Raw genomic sequence first — 20,155 nt, 5'->3', positions numbered from 1 at the left:
ATCGTGCTCACCGTAGAGAACACCCTGAAGACCGAAACACAGAAATCGAGAGAAGATGACCGTAGAACGTAGCCCCCTGGCCCCCACGCCGCTCATCCCCGAGTCTTTTGCCGCGAAGTACCGCGAGGCCGGCTACTGGATTGACCAGACTATCCCCGAGTTCCTGCTCGATGCTTGCCGCGCTAAGCCGCACTTCCCGGCGTTGGTGGCGCTCTCGCACGCGCAGCTTGATGAGAACGGTAAGCCCCAGCAGATTCGCCTCTCCTACGGTGAGCTGGAGGCGGCAGGCCGTGCCGCTGCGGCGCGCCTCGTGAAGGCGGGCGTGCAGCCGGGTGACCGCGTGCTGCTGCAGCTGGGTAACACCGCCGAGTACCTGGTGTACCTGCTGGGTATTTTCTGGGCGGCGGCGCTGCCGGTGTTCTGCCTGCCGCAGCACCGCACCACCGAGCTCGTGCACTTCGCGACCCGCACCGATGCGGCGGCGCACGTGTTCTCTTCGCTGACCCCCGGCACGGATTTCATTGCACTGCACGAGGACGTTGCCGCCGAGCTGCGCAAGAACTCCCTGGAGCCGCCGGTTGCTATTGACGTTGCCGAGCCGCTGACCCCGCTGACCGAAGAGGAGCTCGCTGAAGAGTTCGTGCCCGGCGTCATCCAGAACACCGAGAAGACCCTCGCGAGCGAGCAGGTGGCGTTTCTGCAGCTCTCCGGCGGTACGACCGGCATTTCGAAGCTGATTCCCCGCACCCACGCCGCCTACCTGTACTCGGTGCGCGGCTCGGTGGATATCTGCAAGCTGAACAACAACACGACCATGCTCGTGGTGCTGCCCGCCGCGCACAACTTCACGATGAGCTCGCCCGGTATTCTGGGCGTCATGTGCGCCTCCGGCAAGCTGGTGTTTGCGGCGGATCCGTCCCCGCAGACCGCGTTCCACCTCATTGAGATGGAGGGTGTGACCACCTCCGCGCTGGTGCCGCCGCTGGCTCAGGCGTGGGTCGCCTCCGCGGAGAAGCGCGGCGTGTCCCTGCCCTCCCTGCAGACCCTGCAGGTGGGCGGCTCGAAGCTGGCACCGGCGGTTGCGGGCAAGATTGAGTCCGTGCTCGGCTGCACCGTTCAGCAGGTGTTCGGCATGGCTGAGGGCCTGGTGAACTACACCCGTTCCACCGACATGATTGAGCTGCGCCTGCGGACCCAGGGTTACCCGATTAGCCCCGACGACGAAATCCTGATTGTTGATGATCAGGACCAGCCGGTCAAGCGCGGCGAGAGCGGCCACCTGCTGACCCGCGGCCCGTACACGATTCGCGGCTACTACCTGGAGGAGAACGCGAACCGCTACGGCTTCACCGAGGACGGCTTCTACCGCACCGGTGATATTGTGCGCCTGGTCGCCGGCAAGTACCTTGAGGTGACCGGCCGCGCGAAGGACCAGATTAACCGCAACGGTGAGAAGATTGCCGTGGACGAAATCGAAGAGCTGGCGCTGACCCACCCCGACGTTTTTGACGCCGTGGTTCTGGGCATCCCGGACGAAACCGTGGGCGAGCGCGTGGGCCTGGTCATTGTGCCGAAGGAAGGCGCCGACCTGGGCGACAACCCGCGCCGCACGATGCACGAGTTCTTCACCTCGAAGAAGCTCGCCGACTTCAAGATTCCCGAGCGCGTGCAGGTTCTGCAGGAGCTGCCCACCACGAACGTGGGTAAGATTTCTCGCCGCGAGCTGCGCGCCAAACTGGCCGAAATTTTCGGCTAGGCACTTTTCGGCTAAGCCGGCTACGCCCCGTTTCTTTGAGGGATTTTGACCGATCCCGACCGACCCCAAAGAGGAGAAAAATGTCCGCAACCGAGACCCTGCGCCCCATCCTGGCGAAGTACATTGTTGAGCCCGATTCCCTGCAGGCAGCGTTCGACGACCCGACCACCGAGCTGTTCTCGCTGGGCCTGGATTCGATGGGTTCCTTCGCCCTGCTCGATGACCTGGCTGCCGAGGGTGCCGTCATCGAGTTCACCGAGCTGGTGGAGAACCCGACCGTGGAGTTCCTCGCCTCCCGCCTGGGCTAAGCCTTACCGCACCCCGGGTGCCTGCCTGCCGGTATTGCAGGCGGGTGCCCGGGGTGTTCTTTCGGTGTTCTACTTTCACCGTTTCGGCTGATTTCAGCTGAGAATCGCGGGGGAGTAGCCCCCACACGCACATCATCCCTAATCCAGACCTTGATTCAGACCTGAGAGGCCACCATGGGCGTAGCTGATACTACCGCACCCGCTAGCTCCGAGACTGCTTCCGACCTTCGCACCGCCGCGAACCCCTCCGCACAGCGCAGCGCTGACAGCCCCTGGCTGCCGCTGACCGCCAACGCACGCGGCATCTACTTTGCCGCCGCGATTGACCCGACGAACCCCTGCTACAACACGGCAGAGGTTCTGCAATGCCCCGCAGACACCGACCTCGCTCTGCTGCGTGGGGCTTTTGAACAGCTCTACCGCGAGAACGAGGGCTTCCGCGTGCGCACCCGCATTGCCGACGGCGCCGCCTCCCAACAGATTCTGCCGCTTGAGGTGTTCCTCGCGGGCATTGACCTGCTCGTGGACGAGGGAGAGCTGGAGGAGGGCGAGCTGAGCGGCACCGCCGAGGCGGGGGAGGAGAACGCCTCTGAGCTGCCCGAATCAGCCCTGCCTGACTCTGATTTGCCCGCGCCGGTACGCGCCTGGGCACAGCGCCTGCTCGCCCAGCCTCTCGCCACCGATGAGGGCGTGACCGTGCGCAGCGCAGTGGCGTGTTACGGCGGGTTCCTCTGGGTGTACCATTCCTTCTCCCACGTGGTTGCCGACGGATTCGCCGCGTTCAACGGCCTCTCCCGCGTGGCGGCGATATACCGCGCCCTGTCCGCTGGTCAGCCGGTTCCGGCAACCCGCCGCATGAGCCTGCAGCAGCTGCTCGACGCCGACGATGCCGCCTCCACCGCCCGTGACGAAGACGTCGCCTTCTGGGAGGCGAGCGGCGCCCTGGAGCAGGAAGACACCTCCCTGGCGGGTCGTACCGCCTCCCCGTCGGCGCAGTCTGTGCGCCTGGCGTTCAGCATTGACGTGCCCACACAGCAGGCCCTGCTGGATGCGGCAAAGCAGCACGCCGTCTCCTGGCCCGTGCTGGCGACTGCCGCCGTCGGCTCGTACCTGGCGCGTGTGGGCGGCTACCCACAGGCTTCGTTCGGCGTGCCGCAGATGAACCGCATGTTCGCCCGCACCCTGCCGGAGACGACCCGCGCCCTGGGTACGGCGAGCGCGCAGACCGGTTGTACCGCGGTGAACGTGCTGCCGGTGCAGGTTGCGGCGACCGGCCCCATCGCGGAGTCCCTGCACTCGGTGAAGGAACAGTACGCCCGCAACGCGGAGCACCCGCTGGCTCGTCAGGAAGACCTCGAGCGTACCGCACGTAACGCCCAGTCCAGGCTTTTTGGTGCGCAGATTAACGTGGTGCCCTTCGACGCGGTGCTGCCGCTGGCGGCCCCCTCCAAGGGCGAGTCCGGATCCGCGGTGCCGACTGCGCGCATCCACAATATCTCTGCCGGTCCCGTTGCTGACGCGACCTTCACCCTGCGCGGCATGCCCGGCCGCGGCAACAGCATCTCCTGCGAGATTGACATGAACCCGGCGCTCTACACCGCTGAGGAGCTGGAACGTCATGCAGCGCGCCTGAGCGAGTGGCTGCCCGCCTACGCCGCGGAGGCGCAGCGCGAGGACGCTTCCCTGAACAACCTTGGTTTGGCGACCGAGGCTGAACTGGCGACCCTGCGCGAGCTGACCGCCCCGGCGCTTACCGAGCACCCGATGGAGTACAAGACCCTGCTGGGTCGCTTCCGTGAAGCGGTGGCGGCGCATCCGCAGGCGCTCGCGGTGCTGGATTCCGCCCCCGCGCCCGGTGAGGTGCTCACCCCCGAGTCGGAGCGCGCCTACGCTTTTGACCGCGCCCTCACCTACGCCGAACTGGACGAGCGCGCCCGTGCGCTTGCCGCGCAGCTGCTGGACTGGGGCGTTCGCCCAGGGGATGCGGTGGGTCTGCGCGTGCACCGCGGCGCCGAGCAGTATGTGGCGCTGTACGCCCTGCTGTACGCTGGCGCCACCTATGTTCCGGTGCTTCCGGATCTGCCCGCCGAGCGTGTGGGGGTGATGATGGAGGACGCCGAGTGCTCCCTGCTGCTGCACGGCCCCGGTCTGCAGCCGCTGAGCGCGCAGGAGCTGAACCCGCAGGAACCGCAGCGTCACGCAAACCTGCCGCAGCATACTCTGCCCCTACTGAGCGACGAGGAACCCAACGGGGAACACTCCTCAGCACCCGCCGCCGAGGAGCTTCCGGGCACGAAAACCGGCCTGGACGAGGACGCTTACGTGCTCTTCACCTCCGGCTCCACGGGCAGGCCGAAGGGCGTTGCCATCAGCCACCGCTCGATTGACAACCGCCTGCGCTGGCAGCAGCACCAGATTCCGGTGGGGGAGGGTGACCGCGTTCTGCACAAGACCCCCATCTCCTTTGACGTGCACGTGTGGGAGCTGTACTGGCCGCTCGCCGAGGGGGCCGCCGTGGTCATTGCCGCCCCGGAGGGTCACCGCGACCCCGCCTACCTGGCGCGCGTGTTTGCCGAGCAGTCCGTCACGGCGGTGCACTTTGTGCCGACCATGCTGTCGGCCCTGACCTCTTCACCGGCGGCGCGCCGCATCCTGGCTGATGCCGGCTTCGGTCAGGATCGAGAGCAGCCCCTGCGCTACGTGGTCTGCTCGGGTGAGGCGCTGCAGAAGGACCAGGTGCAGGCCGCGGGCGAGGTCCTGGGCGTGTACCCGCTGAACCTGTACGGCCCGACCGAGGCAGCGGTGGACGTAACCTTCTGGGAGACGTCCAACGACCCGCAGCGCGAGAGCGTGCCCATTGGCGAGCCGGTCTGGAACACCGGCACCCTGATTCTTGACCCGACCGGCCACCCCGTGCCGGTGGGTGTGACGGGCGAACTGCACCTGTCGGGTGTGCAGCTGGCGCGCGGCTACAAGAACAACCCGCAGGCGACCGCCGCGGCTTTCGTGGAGCAGGCTCCTGCCGGTGCGCTCGCACTGCTGAACGGTGAGAGTCAGCGCCTGTACCGTACGGGCGATTTGGCGTGCTGGGAGATTCTTCCCGATGGCCGCGCCGTCATTGGCTACCGCGGCCGCACGGATTATCAGATTAAGGTGCGCGGTCAGCGCCTGGAGCTGGGCGATATTGAGATGGCTCTTGCCGCGGTTGAGGGTGTGAGCGCTTCGGTGGCTCTGCTGTACCGCGGCCTGCGTGAGCCTGCCCTGGCAGCGGTGCTGGAGGTCGGCGACGTGCCCGCTGAGCGTGCTGAGCAGCTGGTGGAGGCGGCGCGTGAGCATTGCGCGCAGGTTCTGCCGGACTACATGGTGCCGACCCTGTGGCATACCCTGCCTGCTCTGCCGGTGAGCCCCTCCGGTAAGGCGGATCGCAAGCTGTTGGCGTCCCTGAACCTGACCCCGCAGACTTCTGATGCTGAGGGCCCGCACGGTCTGCTGGAGCAGCAGCTGTGCTCGATTATTGCCGGTGTGCTGGGTCGTGAGCGTTTCGGCGTGGATGAGGACTTCTTCGCCTCGGGCGGTCATTCGCTGGCGGCTCTTGAGGTGATTGCCGCGGTGGAGGAGCAGCTGGGTCTGAGCGTGAGCATCGGTGCGCTGTTTGCGCATCCGACGGTGCAGGCTTTGGCGGCGTCCATTGCGGGTGAGCGTGGCGAGGGTGCGGAGTTCGCGCCGGTTCTGCCGCTGCGTGAGCACATTTTGACTCAGCGCGAACACGTTGTGACTCAGCGTGAGCAGCCCGTTGTTCCCGATACTACCGAGGCCCCCGCGCCGCTGTTTATCCTGCCGCCTGCGGGTGGTTTGGGCTGGTGCTATGCGGGGTACCTTTCGCATCTTCCGGCTCAGCAGGGTGTGTATGCTTTGCAAGCTGAGGCGTTCTCTGACCCGCAGGCTGGGTTTGCGTCGAGCCTGCAGGAGCTTGCTGAGGGCTACCTGAAGCTGATTGAGAAGACCCTGGCGGAGCGTTCGTTGCCGCGTCGTTTTGCGTTGATGGGCTGGTCTGTGGGCGGTACTGCCGCGGTGCAGGTGGCGGCTTTGGCGCAGGCTGCGGGTGCGCGGGTTGAGCGCGTCATCCTGTTGGATGCGTATCCTTCGGAGCAGTGGCAGGGTGTGCCTGCGCCGGATGAGCAGGAGAGCTTCCGCGCGCTGTTGCGTATGGGCGGTTTGCCGGAGCCTGCCGCCGGTGAGCAGCTTGATTTGCCGGGTACGTTGGAGCGTTTGCAGCGGGCGGGTTCGGCGATGGGTTACCTACCGGAGGAGAAGCTGGGCGTGTGCCTGGGTAGTATGCGTGCTTCGGCGGCGTTGATGCGTGGTGCTGAGCAGGCGTTCTTTGACGGGGACGTGTTGCTGGTGGGTGTGCCGCATGAGGATCAGCCGTACCTGGATGCGGAGGGTTGGTCGGCGCATGCGTCGTCGTTCCGTGCGGTGCTGCTGGAGGGTACGCACCCTGACCTGGTGAATCCGGCGCGTCTGGCGGAGGTAACCGGCCACTTCGCCGGCTAAACTCGCCAACGCCCACAAGTAACTGAATTAGCCCGGAGGTAATAGTCGTTACCTCCGGGCTAATTTGGTTAAAACATGCAGTTGCGTTAAAACACGAATGCCCCCGGTTGATGAATCATCAACCGGGGGCATTCGTTTAGCTTCTAACGCAGAACCGGGGTTCTACAGTCAAATGCTTAGTGCTGCTCCAGCTCGGAGTTAGCGTTCACGTTCAGCAGGTCGTACTTAGCGAATGCCTTCGCGGGAACGTCTGCTGCAACCTCGCCGCGCTTTGCCAGCATCTGCAGGGTGCGGACAACAACCGACTCTGCATCGATGTGGAAGAAGCGACGTGCACCCGGGCGGGTGTCTGCGAAGCCGAAGCCGTCGGCACCCAGGGTTGCGAAGTCGTTCGGCACGAACTGGCGAATCTGGTCGGGAACATCCGAGGTGTAGTCGGTGGTCGCGATGATCGGGCCAGCAGCGCCTGCCAGCTTCTGGGTCACGTAAGGAACGCGAGCGGGCTGGTTCGGGTTCAGCAGAGCCTCTTCCTCAGCGGCAATGCCGTCGCGGCGCAGCTCGGTCCACGAGGTGACGGACCAGACGTCTGCGGAGACGCCCCAGTCCTCAGCCAGCAGCTTCTGAGCCTTCTCAGCCCACGGAACAGCAACGCCGGATGCCAGCAGCTGTGCCTTGGGGCCGGAGGTCAGCGGGGACTCGCTGATCTTGTGGATACCCTTGATGATGCCCTCAACGTCAACGTTTGCCGGCTCAGCAGGCTGGTGAATCGGCTCGTTGTACACGGTCAGGTAGTACATGACGTTGTGGTCTTCGTCCTTGGTACCGTACATCTGCTCGATACCGCGCTCCACGATGTGAGCAATCTCGTAGCCGTAAGCCGGGTCGTAGATCTTGAACGCCGGGTTGGTGGAGGCCAGAATCGGGGAGTGGCCGTCGTTGTGCTGCAGACCCTCACCGGACAGGGTGGTACGACCAGCGGTTGCACCGATGACGAAGCCGCGGCACATCTGGTCGGCAGCAGCCCAGAAGCCGTCGCCGGTGCGCTGGAAACCGAACATCGAGTAGAAGATGTAAATCGGGATCATCGGCTCGCCGTGGGTGTCGTAGGACGAACCCAGAGCGATGAATGCAGCGGTTGCGCCTGCCTCGTTAATACCCACGTGAACAATCTGGCCCTCGGGGGACTCGGTGTAGGTGAGCATGAGCTGGTGGTCAACGGGCACGTAGTTCTGGCCGTTGGGGTTGTACAGCTTAGCCGAGGGGAAGAAGGAGTCCATACCGAAGGTACGTGCCTCATCGGGGGTGATGGGGGCGATACGGTGACCGAAGCCCTTCACACGCATGAGGTCCTTCATCAGGCGGACGAATGCCATGGTGGTAGCAGCAGTCTGCTTGCCGGAGCCCTTCTTGGTCTGTGCGTAGACCTTGGAATCGGGCAGGGTAATCTCGGGCTGGACGTTCGGACGACCGGGGACGTAGCCGCCGAGTTCCTTACGGCGTGCCTGCATGTACTGCAGTGCCGGGTGGTTTGCCTCGGGCAGGTAGTACGGCGGGTTGTACAGATCCTTCTCCAGCTCCTCGTCGGAGATGGGGATGTTCAGGTGGTCACGGAAGCCCTTCAGTGCTTCCATGGTGAACTTCTTAATCTGGTGGGTGGAGTTACGTGCCTCGAAGTAGGGGCCGAGCTCCGCGCCCTTAATGGACTGTGCCAGGATGACGGTGGGCTTGCCCTTGGTCTCCATAGCTTCCTTGTAGGCTGCGTAGAGCTTCTTGTCGTCGTGGCCACCCAGGCGCAGGTTGAAGATCTGCTCGTCGGTCAGGTCTGCAACCAGTTCCTTGGTCTCGGGGTACTTGCCGAAGAAGTGCTCGCGGATGTAGCCACCGTCTTCGCCACGGAAGGTCTGGTAGTCACCGTCGAGAGTCTCGTTCATCAGCTGGATAAGCTTGCCGCTCTTGTCCTTCTTGAGCAGCTCGTCGTAGTCGGAGCCCCACAGGACCTTGATGACGTGCCAGCCTGCGCCGCGGAAGAATGCCTCGAGCTCCTGAACGATCTTGCCGTTACCACGAACGGGGCCGTCCAGACGCTGCAGGTTGCAGTTGACGACGAAGGTCAGGTTGTCCAGGTGCTCGTTTGCAGCCAGCTGCAGTGCACCACGCGACTCGGGCTCGTCCATCTCGCCATCGCCCAGGAATGCCCAGACGTGCTGCTCGGAGGTGTCCTTAATCTTGTGGTTGTGCAGGTACTTGTTGAAGGATGCCTGGTGGATAGCGTTCAGGGGGCCCAGACCCATGGAAACGGTCGGGAACTGCCAGAACTCGGGCATGCAACGGGGGTGCGGGTACGAAGGAATACCGTTTGCGCCCTTGGTCTTCTCCTGGCGGAAGCCGTCCATCTGCTCTTCGGTCAGGACGCCCTCAACGAATGCGCGGGAGTAGACACCGGGGGAGGAGTGACCCTGGAAGAAGACCTGGTCACCGCCACCGGGGTGGTTACGGCCGCGGAAGAAGTGGTTCTGGCCCATTTCGTAGAGGTCAGCGACACCCGCGAAGGTGGAGATGTGACCGCCCACGCCGATGCCCTTCTTCTGGGCACGCTGCACCATGATTGCTGCGTTCCAACGGATCCATGCGCGGTACTGGCGCTCGAGTTCCTCATCGCCGGGGTACTCGGGCTGCTGATCAACGGGAATGGTGTTGATGTAGTCGGTCTTGACTAGAGTCGGGACCTTAACACCCTTCTCGCCAGCTTCCTTGAGCAGTGCGCGGAGGATGTACTCTGCGCGCTCGGTGCCGTGGGTCTTGATCAGGTCTTCGAGGGATTCAGCCCACTCCTGGGTCTCTTCGACGTCGATGTCCTTCAGGCCATCGAGAAGGGTGCTCAGGGAGTGCTCGTTCGGTACGTTAGCCAAACTAATCCAACCTCTCTTCTGTGCGGTTGTTCAGATGGTTCATGACGCGATTCTGCGTCGTTTGAATCATCTCTATGTTTAAGCGCGGCAGACCGTTAGGCCTGCTGCGCTTCTTTCTCTACTATCTTAGACCTAAAAATGGCCTTCATGGCATCAAAATGATGTTTTTGTGATGTTGTTTTCGCACTCTGGGCATCATTGAGGAAAACGGGGCTCAAAAGAGGGGGTGTTAGGGTCTAAGTGAACCTATATATCAAGGGAAAACGGGTGACATGGAATTGCCGCGAAGTACCGCTTTTTACCGGGATTTTGGTTGGGGTGAAGGTGTTGTGTTCCGTGGGGTTGTGTGGGGTTGGGTAGGACGCAATGAATCCTGGTTCGCGAGCCGGTCAAAAGCGGTGAGATGTATAACACATGTAGATGGTTTGCGTACCCAGAAGTCGGTCTGTATAGTATTACCTTGTGTTCGGCTGACATTCGTTCAGTAGGAACTATGGGTCTTTAGCTCAGCTGGTAGAGCGCCACGTTTACACCGTGGATGTCATCGGTTCGATCCCGGTAGGACCCACCACTAACCCCGGTACCGCACGGTACCGGGGTTTTTGTTTACCCTCAGCGGTTTACCCACCCGGGCCGTATTCCCCCGCGAGTATCCCGATGCGTGCCCCGGTGCATTTCTCCAAGAGTGAGAAGAACAGCCCATCAGGGCTTAAAAGTACACTCTACCTGTATATAGCCTGTCCTCAGCGCGTATCCTTATATACATGACTGAAAACAAGAAGGCACAGATTGGTGTTACCGGCCTTGCTGTCATGGGTGCAAACCTCGCCCGCAACCTGGCACGCAACGGCTACACCGTGGCACTGCACAACCGTTCCGCTGAGAAGACCGACGCCCTGCTCGCCGAGCACGGTGCAGAGGGTGACTTCATCCGCACCGAGTCCCTGCAGGAACTCGTCGACTCCCTCGAATCTCCCCGCCGCATCCTGATCATGGTGAAGGCGGGCGCACCCGTCGACTCCGTGATCGAGCAGCTCACCCCCCTGCTGGACGAGGGTGACATCATCATCGACGGCGGCAACTCCCACTTCCCCGACACTATCCGCCGCGAGCGCGCACTGGCCGAGAAGGGCCTGCACTTCGTGGGCGTCGGCGTGTCCGGCGGTGAGGAAGGCGCCCTCTGGGGCCCCTCCATGATGCCCGGCGGCTCCGCCGAGTCCTACAAGCACATCGGCCCCATGCTCGAGAAGATTGCCGCTAAGGCTCCCCAGGACGGCGCACCCTGCTGCGCATGGATCTCCACCGACGGCTCCGGCCACTTCGTGAAGATGGTCCACAACGGCATCGAGTACGCCGACATGCAGGTGATTGGCGAGGCCTACGACCTGCTGCGTTCCGTGGCCGGCATTGAACCCGCCGAGCAGGCAGAGATTTTCAAGGCCTGGAACAAGACCGAGCTGAACTCCTACCTGATCGAAATCACCTCCGAGGTGCTCGCACAGGTGGACGCCAAGACCGGCAAGCCTCTGGTCGACGTAATCGTTGACGCCGCCGGCCAGAAGGGTACCGGCCTGTGGACCGCTAAGGCCGGCCTGGACCTCGGTTCCCCCGTCTCCGCCATCGCAGAGTCCGTTTTCGCCCGCGCCCTGTCCTCCGTCGATCGTGAGCAGCGCGAGCAGGCTCAGCGCGAGCTGCCCGCCGGCCTGATTGCCACCACCGGTGTGGGCGCCGGCGACCCCGAGTTCGTTGAGGACGTGCGCCGCGCACTCTTCGCATCCAAGCTCGTGGCCTACGCACAGGGCATGGACCTGCTCACCCGCGCAGGCAAGGAGTACGGCTGGGACCTGAAGCTGGACACCATCGCATCGCTGTGGCGCGCCGGCTGCATCATCCGCGCCGAGCTGCTGGGCGACATCATGGCTGCCTACGCTGACGAGGCCCCCGCGAACATGCTGCTCGCCCCCGCCTTCAAGAACCTCATGGAGGAGCTCGTTCCCTCCTGGCGTCGCGTGGTGGCTAAGGCAACCGCACTGGGCATCCCCGTGCCGGTCTTCGCCTCCGCCCTGTCCTACTACGACGGCCTGCGCCGCCACCGCCTGCCCGCCGCCCTGATTCAGGGACAGCGTGACTTCTTCGGTGCGCACACCTACGGTCGTATTGACGAAGAGGGCGCCTTCCACACCATGTGGAGCGGTGACCGTTCCGAGGTGAACGCAGCGGATATCCACGTTCACTAAGCTCCCGTAGCTGAACGCGAAAGGCCCGCCCCGGCCGGATTTCACATCCGGCGGGGGCGGGCCTTTGCTATGTATTCTTGATGTCTCGGCTATGCGCCGTTGTTCACGGCGCCGAAGAGCACCGCAGGGAGCCTCTCAACGCGCCGCTACGGGGCGCAGAAAGCGGGGAGGAGCTAAATCCACATCGCCGGGTCGATGTACGCCACGGCGTCCACCAGGGGCTTCTTCTTCTCGGGGGTGCGCGGGCGGTGCTTCGCGGGAATACCGGTAATAATCGAATCGGCCGGGTGATCGTTGACGACCACGGCGTTCGCACCAATCGCGCTATCGGAGCCGATCTCCACCGGCCCCAGCACCTTCGCGCCGGCACCAATGGTCACGCGGTCACCAATCGTGGGGTGACGCTTCACCTTTTCGAGGGAACGGCCGCCCAGGGTTACGCCGTGGTAGAGCATCACGTCGTCGCCAACCTCGGCGGTCTCACCAATCACGATACCCATGCCGTGATCGATGAAGAAGCGGCGGCCAATCGTGGCGCCCGGGTGAATCTCCACGCCGGTCAGAAAACGGGCGAACTGCGAGAGCGTACGCGCCAGCGACTTCGTCTCTTCCTTCTGCCAGAGCTTATGCGTGAGGCGGTGCGCCCAGATGGCGTGCATGCCCGAATAGTTCAGAGCGATCTCGACAGCGCCACGGGCAGCGGGGTCGTGCTGGCGGACGTTCTCAATATCTTCACGCAGGCGCGCAATAAAACTCATGGGGTTCCCTTTCCCTCAACGGTCGTGCTCTGTGTGTGCGACCTTTCCAAAGGTACCAACAACGGTGCTCATTCACCTATTCCCGAACTCTGTCGTCGTCATAGTGAGCGCTCTCTTTAACATCTCGGTCACAATTGCGTGCGGAACGTAATATTCGGGCTCGGGCGGGCCCTAAGCGGGGGAGCATCGCGGGGGAACGCAAACGCTCCGCCCCGGCGTGCAACCGGGACGGAGCGTCGAACACTGCGTACTGTTCTAGACGGCGGCCCCACGGGGGGCCGAAGACCGGGGTCTACTAGCCGCGGATGTCCTCGTAGAGGGCGGTGGAGATGTAACGCTCACCGAAGTCGGGAACGATAGCCACGATCAGCTTGTCCTTGTTCTCGGACTTCTTGGCCTCTTCCAGAGCTGCCCAGACGGCCGCGCCGGAGGAGATGCCGCCCAGGATACCTTCCTGGGTGGCCAGCTGGCGGGAGGTGCGCATTGCGTCCTCAGCGCTGACGGCGGTCACGGAGTCGTAGATGCCGCGGTCCAGGGTCTCGGGAACGAAGTTAGCGCCCAGGCCCTGAATCTTGTGAGGGCCAACGCGACCCTCGGAGAGCAGCGGGGAGTCCTTGGGCTCCACGGCGACAACCTTAATGTTGGGGTTCTGCTCCTTCAGATACTTACCCGAACCGGAGATGGTGCCGCCGGTACCGATGCCGGCCACGAAAATGTCGACCTTGCCGTCGGTTGCTTCCCAAATCTCGGGGCCGGTGGTCTTGTAGTGAATGGCGGGGTTAGCCTCGTTGGAGAACTGAGACGCCAGGATAGCGTTCTCGGTGTTGGCAACGATTTCCTTAGCCTTCTCCACTGCGCCGCGCATACCCTCGGTACCGGGGGTCAGCACGATCTGCGCACCGTATGCGCGCAGCAGGACGCGGCGCTCAGCGGACATGGTCTCGGGCATGGTCAGGATGACGCGGTAGCCACGAGCCGCACCGACCATGGCCAGGGCGATACCGGTGTTACCGGAGGTGCCCTCGACGATGGTGCCGCCGGGCTTCAGAGCGCCGGACTCCTCGGCGGCGTCGATGATGGCGCGGCCGATACGGTCCTTGACGGAACCTGCGGGGTTGTAGAACTCGAGCTTGACGGCGACGTTACCGGGCAGGCCCTCGTCCAGACGGTTCAGGCGGACCAGGGGAGTCTCGCCGATAGCCTCGACGATGCTGTTGACAATCTTTGCCATGGAGGTGCTCCTTCTGAGCATGGGGGAGGGGACTACCGGAATAGCTGGGCCTCCCCAGTGAATAATTTGGGTACGTGGACACTCTACTACTCGGCGGCGGCAGGTTTAAACCTGCGGTCACAGTTCGTAACATGACTTTTCGTGACCGGGAAGCCTGCACGAGCGCGCATCAACGGGGTGCCCCGGCGGTGCCTCCACGCCGGATCCCTCGAGGCTTCCGCCGGATGCATCGCCTCAACCTATGCCGTGACCGGAACCTCGGCGGGTACCTTGAGTGGGCAAAAAGAAAAGCACCGCGCCTCACCTTTGTCCTAAAGGCTCTCCCTCACGGAGAATGCGCGGTGCTTTCTTGAAACATTATGTAGCCCAAAAAGACAACCTCTGTATACAAGAGTAGTGGTTAACCCCGTTCACCGCAAGTCTAGGCGGGCCATTTTATTGCTACTGGATGAAAAAATATTTGCGGCTCGCGTTACGGCTCCTGTTACGGAGGGCGCAAACCTCTCACATACACTCCGCGGACGGCCCAAAAAGCGCATCCGCGGAGCGCCCCCGGAACGAACCTTCGAGTGAACAACCGGTCCGAGAGCGAGGACAAACGCGAGGGCAAACCGACTAGTTGATGTCCATGTGGAGGTCCCACTTATTGTTCAGGTAGCGGCCCACGGCCTCACCGAACATCTTCACGTGACGCTTATCAGCTGCCACGGTCTGCTCCTTGCCGTCCTTGAACAGCTTCTCACCCAGATCCACGTTCAGGGTCACGGTCCAGTTGTACGCACCCTGAGCCAGAACCGGCTGCTTGGTTTCAATGGTCAGGGTAGCGGTCGGGTTCACGTACCAGGTCTTCTTCTCATCAATACCGGACTTGGTGGAATCTGCGTACTTCTTCATCGCGGCCAGGGTCTCCTGGTCGGTACTGACCTCGTTCATGTAGCGCATATCGCCGGTGCGCAGCAGGTACTCAAACGCCGCACCAAAGTAAGCCAGCGCCGAGGCAAAACCGGCCACCGAATTCTGGTGCATGGTCTCCGGCACGACCGGGGAGGGAACATTCTGCGGCGGGTGCTCAGCGTTACCCGGCTGGTACTCACCGTGGTCTTCCATCTTCTCCAGCTTTGCTACACCGCGGTAGTCCTTATCGTCGTTGGGTAGCGGCGAGTTCGTTGCGGTCGCCGATGCGCTCGCCGAGGGCGAAGCGGAAGCGCTCGGAGAGGCAGTCTCGGAGGCGCTAGCCGAAGCAGTCGTCTCGGAGGTAGCGGAGGGGGAATCAGAGGGGGATGCGGAGGCCTCGGAGGAAGCCTTCGAACCGCAGGCCGCCAGTAGCGCCATGGAGCTGACGCCCAGCACACCCAGCGCCGCGCGGCGGGTCAGAATCTCAGACATAGTGATACCTTTCAAACATTCGGTGATTGCAACCAGTTTAACCGCAAACGCGCCTCAATACAGAGTCCGGACCGGCCTGAAGACGCGGCCGCGTGAGAAGTATCTCGTTCGGCGAGGAACGAACGAAAGCCCGGCCAAACGGCGAACCAGCTCGCGAACGCGGGACGCAATCCGGGCTAGGGCTGGCCAGGGCTGGCTCGAGCTAGGAAGCGGAAGGAGAGCCCGCCGCGGAGCTCTCCACGGCGGAACCCGCAGAGGCGCTGGCCGAACCCGCAGGGGTACCGGCAGAAGCCGAAGCCGTGCCTCCCTGCAGAGTGGCACCGTACGCAACGCTCAGCTCCCACATCTTCGAGTCGGCGTGGTAGCGTCCGCGGAAGTCGCACTCCTGAACCGTCACCTGAGAAGCAGGGCCCGCGGCGGAAGGAGAAGCCGAAGCCGTGGTAGCCTCACCGGAAACCAGCGCGTCCTCGGAAGGCTCGGTAGCCTCGGCCGATGCGGAGGCGCTCGCAGAAGCAACCACCGGCTGCACCTTGCCCTCGGCCACCGCCTCCGCGCCAAAGTCAAGGGTGTACTGACCCTTGAAGAGCAGGTTGCCGTCACTCATGATGGACGGCTGCGCGCTCGAAAGAGCGTAAGAAGCCGAGGGGTTTACGTACCAGGAGCCCTTCTCAACACCCGCCAGAATCGACGCCGAGAGGGCGTCCACCTCGGAGCGGGTCTTCGAAGCCAGGGTGATACCCGTCGAGAACGCCTCAGTGCTACCGGTCTTCACCAGGTAATCCATCGCCGCCGCAAAGTATGCAATGGCCTCGTGAAAACCCGTCACCGTATTCATAGAAAGTGCGTCGGTCACCTGCGGCTTAGGCGCGTTACGCGGCGGGTGATCAACGGTGCCCGGCTCATAGTCCAGAGCACCCTCAAAGTGGGTGTACTCCACCGTTCCGGAGTAGTTCTTACCGTCGTCGGTGTAACCGTTCGGGTTAGCGCTCGACTTCGAGCCCGAAAGGCTACCACCCTGGTTACCGCTTCCCTGCGACCCCGAATTTGAGGAACCGCAAGCGCTCAGCAGGAGCGCGGCGGCGGCTGACCCCGAAAGGCCCAGACCCGCGTGGATGAGAGAACGGCGGGAGACACCGCGCGAAACCCGAGCGGACGCGGGGGAAACGGAAGAATCGGAAGGAAAAGTCATCGGAAATACACCTCACGTAGATGGGGTATGGGGCGTGACGTAATGATCTATAATTACAGGCCCCGACTAGAAGTCATGCCCTAACCCGACGGGCAGGTTAGGGCATGGGCGCCATTCGGCAAAGATTTAGAGCTTATCATCGGAACCGCTACCACCGGAGCTACCGGGGTTGCTGTTGCCGGAACCGTCGTTACCGCCGGTCTGCGAGCCCGCGCCGCCACTTGCCGGCGCCGAGGCCTGAACCTCGTACTCGTCCTGGATAGTCAGAGCCCAGTCGTTCTCCTGGCGCACACCCGTGACAACCAGACCGCGCTCAATGCGACGTTCCTTCTCGGAAATCGACACCGGGGCACCATCCAAGACCATGGTCGGGCCCAGATCAATCACCAAGTCGAAGGTCCACTGAACGCTCTTCTTCACCAGGGTCGGAAGGGCCGTGTAGGCCTTCAGAGTCACCTTGGGTGATACGTACCAGTCGCGTGCCTGGGTGCTTGCGTTGCCCTCGTCCATGAACATCGAAAGGGAAGAAATAAACTTCTCATCGACCTTCGATTCGCGCAGGGGAGCGGGGTCACCGGTCAGCACCAGGTAGTTGATGGCCGCGTAGACAAAACCGATTGAATCGTACAGGCCCTGCATCGAGTTCTGCGCCGCGCTCTCGGGACGCTTGGGCACCGGCACGTTCTGCGCCGGGGCAGACTCCGTGGCCGCAACAAATTCGCCCTTGGACTCGAAGTGATCGAAGGTTACCTCACCGCTAAAATCGGTGCGAGCCGACGCGGAGGGAGTCACCACCGGCTCATCGGGGTCAGCCGACGCGGAGGGGTTGGAGCTACCACCGCAGGCGGCCAGCAGAGCACTCAGCGACACGCCCGCAACGCCAACACCGGCATACCGCAGGGCGGCTCGTCGGCTCAGACCGGACGCGGAACGGGGGGACTGCCCGGAGGCATGGGGGAAAAGTGCCACGGAGTACCTTTCGCGTGAAACTCTCGTACGAGAGGAGTGAAGGAGTGAGAGGAAAGCCCGTCGCCGACGGCGCGAGATGCCGGATGGCCGTACCGAATCGTCGTCGAACGAGACAGTCCTAAGTATAACGCGCACGCGCACCCGCGGCCGGGCACATCACCGACGCGCAGGGGGTGATATGCCGCCCATCGTAGGCTCGGGTCCGTCCACACTCCGACCCGTGTAACGTCGGTGGGGTGGCCGGGACTTGCGGACCGCTCGCTCGTTCGTCCTCTCGGCGGGCTATCGGGCCGCCGGAGCCTCGGCCGCAGCGGGGTTGGCAGCGGCGGCATCGCCCGCGGGATGATCCGCGGCACCACCGGCGGTCGGAGCCGCGGGGTTCTGCTGAGTCGGGTTTTGCTGGGCCGGATTCTGCTGGGCGGGGGCCTCAGCGCTCTGCTGGCCGGCCGGAGCCGCGGGGGTCGCAACATTCTGCGCGGGGGCGTTCTGTGCACCACCGTTCTGGGCGCCGGTGTTAGCCGCGCCGTTCTGCGCGCCGGTATTCGCACCGCTTCGCGCGGAACCACCCGCGTTAGCGTTGGCGCCAGAACCGGCGTTGGAACCCGAACCGGTGTGAGCCGCCGCGGTGCTGTCATCGGTCACCGTCGGCGTGTAGGTCGAGGAGGGCTGCGGGCGCGAGGTATGCATCGGCTTAGGCGTCATCGACGGATCGTATTGCTGCGCCGAAATCACCGTCCAGCGCTTCGCCTCTTCGTCGTACTCGGCGTAGAGGGCCGTGATGTCCTGCGCCTCGGTGTTCTCGAGAGGCTTGGTCGTGTTGGTGGCCTTTTCCACCACCAGACCGTGCTCCTGCGTCACCGAGCAGGCCCACGAGTACTTCGTGCCGCGCGTAACCGGCTGCTTCTCGGTCAGACGGTAGGTCCAGCCGCCGTCCACAAGCCAGTTCGTGCCCGGTGCGTAGAAGGCGCGTAGCTTCTCGAGCGAGGCGCGCTGCGGGGCGTTGTCGGGATGCACAACCTGCAGGGCCGGACCCGTGTCACCCGTGGTGCGCGCATAGTTCACGGCCGCCGCGAAGTACGCGAAGGTCGCGCGCAGGCCGCGAGCGTTCTTGTCGTACATGGTCTCATCCTCGATGGGAATCGGCACCGAGCTCGCCTTGGCATCCACCGAAGCCGGGCCCGCGGTCGGCTCAATCGTGTACACCTCGCCGGTGGTCGGGTCGGTGCTACTGATCGCGGAGGCGCCGTGGCCCGGAACGAACTTGGTCCACTTCAGCTCGCCGGAGAGGTTATCGTACGCGCCGGCAATCGTGGCGGAGGCAGTGGCGGAGGCGGTGGCCGTCGAAGTGCTCTTCGACCCGCAGGCGGCAAGCATCGCGCCCAGGGCTGCGGTGCCCGTGACGGCGAAGAAGCGGCGGCGGCTGTGAATCATGATGATCCCCTCGAACATGATGTGAAACGGAAGTATCGGTGGTGTGTTGCGAGGCCCGCACACGATGCCCCCCGTCGATGCTGAAGGAAGCACAGGCGCGAAGCCCGTATAGCCCTAAGCCTATAGAGTTCGCGCCCGGCACACAAATAAACCCCCACGTCCGTGCCCTATGTCACCTGCAACGGGAGGATTTACTTGGAGCCCTGAAGATATCGGGTGGCCTTCGCCGTGGCCTGCGCTGAGGGGGTCGCGTTAGGGGTTGGCTGAGCACTCGAACCGGTCGAGGGAGTGGCGATCGCGCTGGGGGAAGCCTGCGGATCCTCCAGCATCTGCCAACCCTCCTCGCCAAAGTACACGTAGACATCAGCCTGAGATTTGTGACCGTACACCTTGGTGAGAAGCTCGCGCTGAAGCGTCTCGTGATTGAAGAGGAACGCCGACTCATCCACCTTGAGCGTGGCCTTCCAACAGTACACGTCTGCCGTCGAAACGGGAACCGGCTGGGCGCTGTCCAGGTTGATGCACAGGGGAGCGTTGCTCTTCGACACGAGCCAACCGATGTTATAGCGGTAAATATCGCGGTACATGTTGGTCATGTGGTTGAACCGTTCCTGGCCGGGCAGATCCATGAAGGGTTCGGTGTTGCCGGTGAGGAACATGTAGTTCTGCGCGGCGCTCCAGTACTGCAGGAACGAGTGCAGACCCTCGACGCTACGCTCACCCAGCTCCTTGGGCTTGAGGGGACGGGGAACGTTGACGGCGCGGTGGCTGAGCGTTCCGGAGGAGAAGACACCCTCGCGTTCAAAATAGCGGTCGGGGAGAATCACGGGGCCGCGACCGTCCAACGCCGAAGCCGGCAGCGGCTCGGCGCGACGAATACTGCGAGAAACGGCAGCCGAGGTCGGGCTGGTCGAAGCGGTGGGCTCGGGTGCTGAGTCGTCCGACGCCTTACCGGTGGACTCCTTAATATCGGAAGATGATGCGCCGCAGGCAGTTGCGAGTACGCTAAACGCCGCCCCGGAGGAGAGCGCCAGAAGGCGGCGGCGAGAGAGCGATTCGGGCATGCAGACCTTTCGCGGTGAGTGTGTAGTATGGGCAGGTTGAGACCCCTCGGTTCGGCGGGCCGGTGAGAACCTTGCGGTGAACCGTAGGGGAACCGGGTGTGCACCGGGCGGTTATAAACCGGTGCGCACCGTATGCGCGGGAAGGCGAACGCGGGAGTGAACCGCGACCCGACCCGAAAAGTAAATGGGTCGTGTCAGATGATTTTAGGGACTTTTTTGGGGCCCTCACGCGAGTATATGCCTCTCAGGGTAAAAAGTTATCAAATCTTTATTTTTCTCCTTTCAATAGGGCGGGAGCGAACGAACCAATGTGTTCGGAACAACCCCTATAAAATTGCCCCCGCTGACCTCCATAACGGTGTG

At 63.3% G+C, this 20,155-nt stretch carries 12 protein-coding genes and 1 tRNA gene; 5 read left to right on the top strand and 8 right to left on the bottom strand.

Features of this window, described 5'->3' with window-relative positions; all coding sequences use genetic code 11:
* Positions 1 to 55 precede the first annotated feature (55 nt).
* The 3 genes from HMPREF2674_RS07100 (at position 56) to HMPREF2674_RS07090 (ending at position 6,618) form a co-directional block, all read left to right on the top strand.
* Positions 56 to 1,756, top strand: coding sequence for a (2,3-dihydroxybenzoyl)adenylate synthase (locus HMPREF2674_RS07100; protein ID WP_049343419.1), 1,701 nt, complete (start codon positions 56 to 58; stop codon positions 1,754 to 1,756).
* 80 nt (positions 1,757 to 1,836) lie between these two features.
* The gene (locus HMPREF2674_RS07095; protein ID WP_049333182.1) at positions 1,837 to 2,064 is read left to right on the top strand and encodes a phosphopantetheine-binding protein; all 228 of its coding nucleotides are present in this window, start codon (positions 1,837 to 1,839) and stop codon (positions 2,062 to 2,064) included.
* A gap of 174 nt (positions 2,065 to 2,238) precedes the next feature.
* Positions 2,239 to 6,618: a non-ribosomal peptide synthetase gene (locus HMPREF2674_RS07090; RefSeq protein ID WP_210400127.1), complete on the top strand. Its 4,380-nt coding sequence runs from the start codon at positions 2,239 to 2,241 to the stop codon at positions 6,616 to 6,618.
* Between the two features lie 176 nt (positions 6,619 to 6,794).
* On the opposite strand, the gene aceE is transcribed toward HMPREF2674_RS07090, so the two are convergent.
* Positions 6,795 to 9,527, bottom strand: coding sequence for a pyruvate dehydrogenase (acetyl-transferring), homodimeric type (aceE, locus tag HMPREF2674_RS07085; RefSeq protein ID WP_070825271.1), 2,733 nt, complete (start codon positions 9,525 to 9,527; stop codon positions 6,795 to 6,797).
* Between the two features lie 495 nt (positions 9,528 to 10,022).
* On the opposite strand from aceE, the gene HMPREF2674_RS07080 reads away from it, so the two are divergent.
* Positions 10,023 to 10,098, top strand: a tRNA-Val gene (locus HMPREF2674_RS07080).
* 193 nt (positions 10,099 to 10,291) lie between these two features.
* Positions 10,292 to 11,764 carry an NADP-dependent phosphogluconate dehydrogenase gene (gene gndA, locus HMPREF2674_RS07075; RefSeq protein ID WP_070825270.1) on the top strand — a complete coding sequence of 491 codons (1,473 nt, stop codon included), beginning with the start codon at positions 10,292 to 10,294 and terminating at the stop codon, positions 11,762 to 11,764.
* Between the two features lie 173 nt (positions 11,765 to 11,937).
* On the opposite strand, the gene epsC is transcribed toward gndA, so the two are convergent.
* The 7 genes from epsC to HMPREF2674_RS07040 all read right to left on the bottom strand — a co-directional run bounded on the left by epsC (position 11,938) and on the right by HMPREF2674_RS07040 (position 19,792).
* Positions 11,938 to 12,522: a serine O-acetyltransferase EpsC gene (epsC, locus tag HMPREF2674_RS07070; protein WP_070825269.1), complete on the bottom strand. Its 585-nt coding sequence runs from the start codon at positions 12,520 to 12,522 to the stop codon at positions 11,938 to 11,940.
* Between the two features lie 295 nt (positions 12,523 to 12,817).
* Positions 12,818 to 13,753, bottom strand: coding sequence for a cysteine synthase A (gene cysK, locus HMPREF2674_RS07065; protein ID WP_049343414.1), 936 nt, complete (start codon positions 13,751 to 13,753; stop codon positions 12,818 to 12,820).
* A gap of 615 nt (positions 13,754 to 14,368) precedes the next feature.
* A complete protein-coding gene (locus tag HMPREF2674_RS07060) occupies positions 14,369 to 15,139 on the bottom strand; it encodes a DUF6318 family protein (protein ID WP_049333169.1) in 771 nt (256 codons plus the stop codon).
* 202 nt (positions 15,140 to 15,341) lie between these two features.
* Complete coding sequence (locus tag HMPREF2674_RS07055; protein WP_070825268.1) at positions 15,342 to 16,328, bottom strand: DUF6318 family protein; 987 nt, start codon at positions 16,326 to 16,328, stop codon at positions 15,342 to 15,344.
* A 126-nt stretch (positions 16,329 to 16,454) separates the two neighbouring features.
* Positions 16,455 to 17,297: a DUF6318 family protein gene (locus tag HMPREF2674_RS07050; RefSeq protein ID WP_049345544.1), complete on the bottom strand. Its 843-nt coding sequence runs from the start codon at positions 17,295 to 17,297 to the stop codon at positions 16,455 to 16,457.
* Positions 17,298 to 17,579: 282 nt separating this feature from the next.
* Complete coding sequence (locus tag HMPREF2674_RS07045; RefSeq protein WP_246826196.1) at positions 17,580 to 18,728, bottom strand: DUF6318 family protein; 1,149 nt, start codon at positions 18,726 to 18,728, stop codon at positions 17,580 to 17,582.
* Positions 18,729 to 18,919: 191 nt separating this feature from the next.
* Complete coding sequence (locus HMPREF2674_RS07040; RefSeq protein WP_070825267.1) at positions 18,920 to 19,792, bottom strand: DUF6318 family protein; 873 nt, start codon at positions 19,790 to 19,792, stop codon at positions 18,920 to 18,922.
* Positions 19,793 to 20,155: the final 363 nt, after the last annotated feature.

Origin of the sequence: Rothia sp. HMSC062F03, from assembly GCF_001836905.1 — a bacterium.
In the GTDB taxonomy this organism is placed as follows: Bacteria; Actinomycetota; Actinomycetes; order Actinomycetales; family Micrococcaceae; genus Rothia; species Rothia mucilaginosa_A.
Note: the sequence above shows the minus strand (reverse complement) of the source record. Positions and strands in the feature narration are given on the sequence as shown.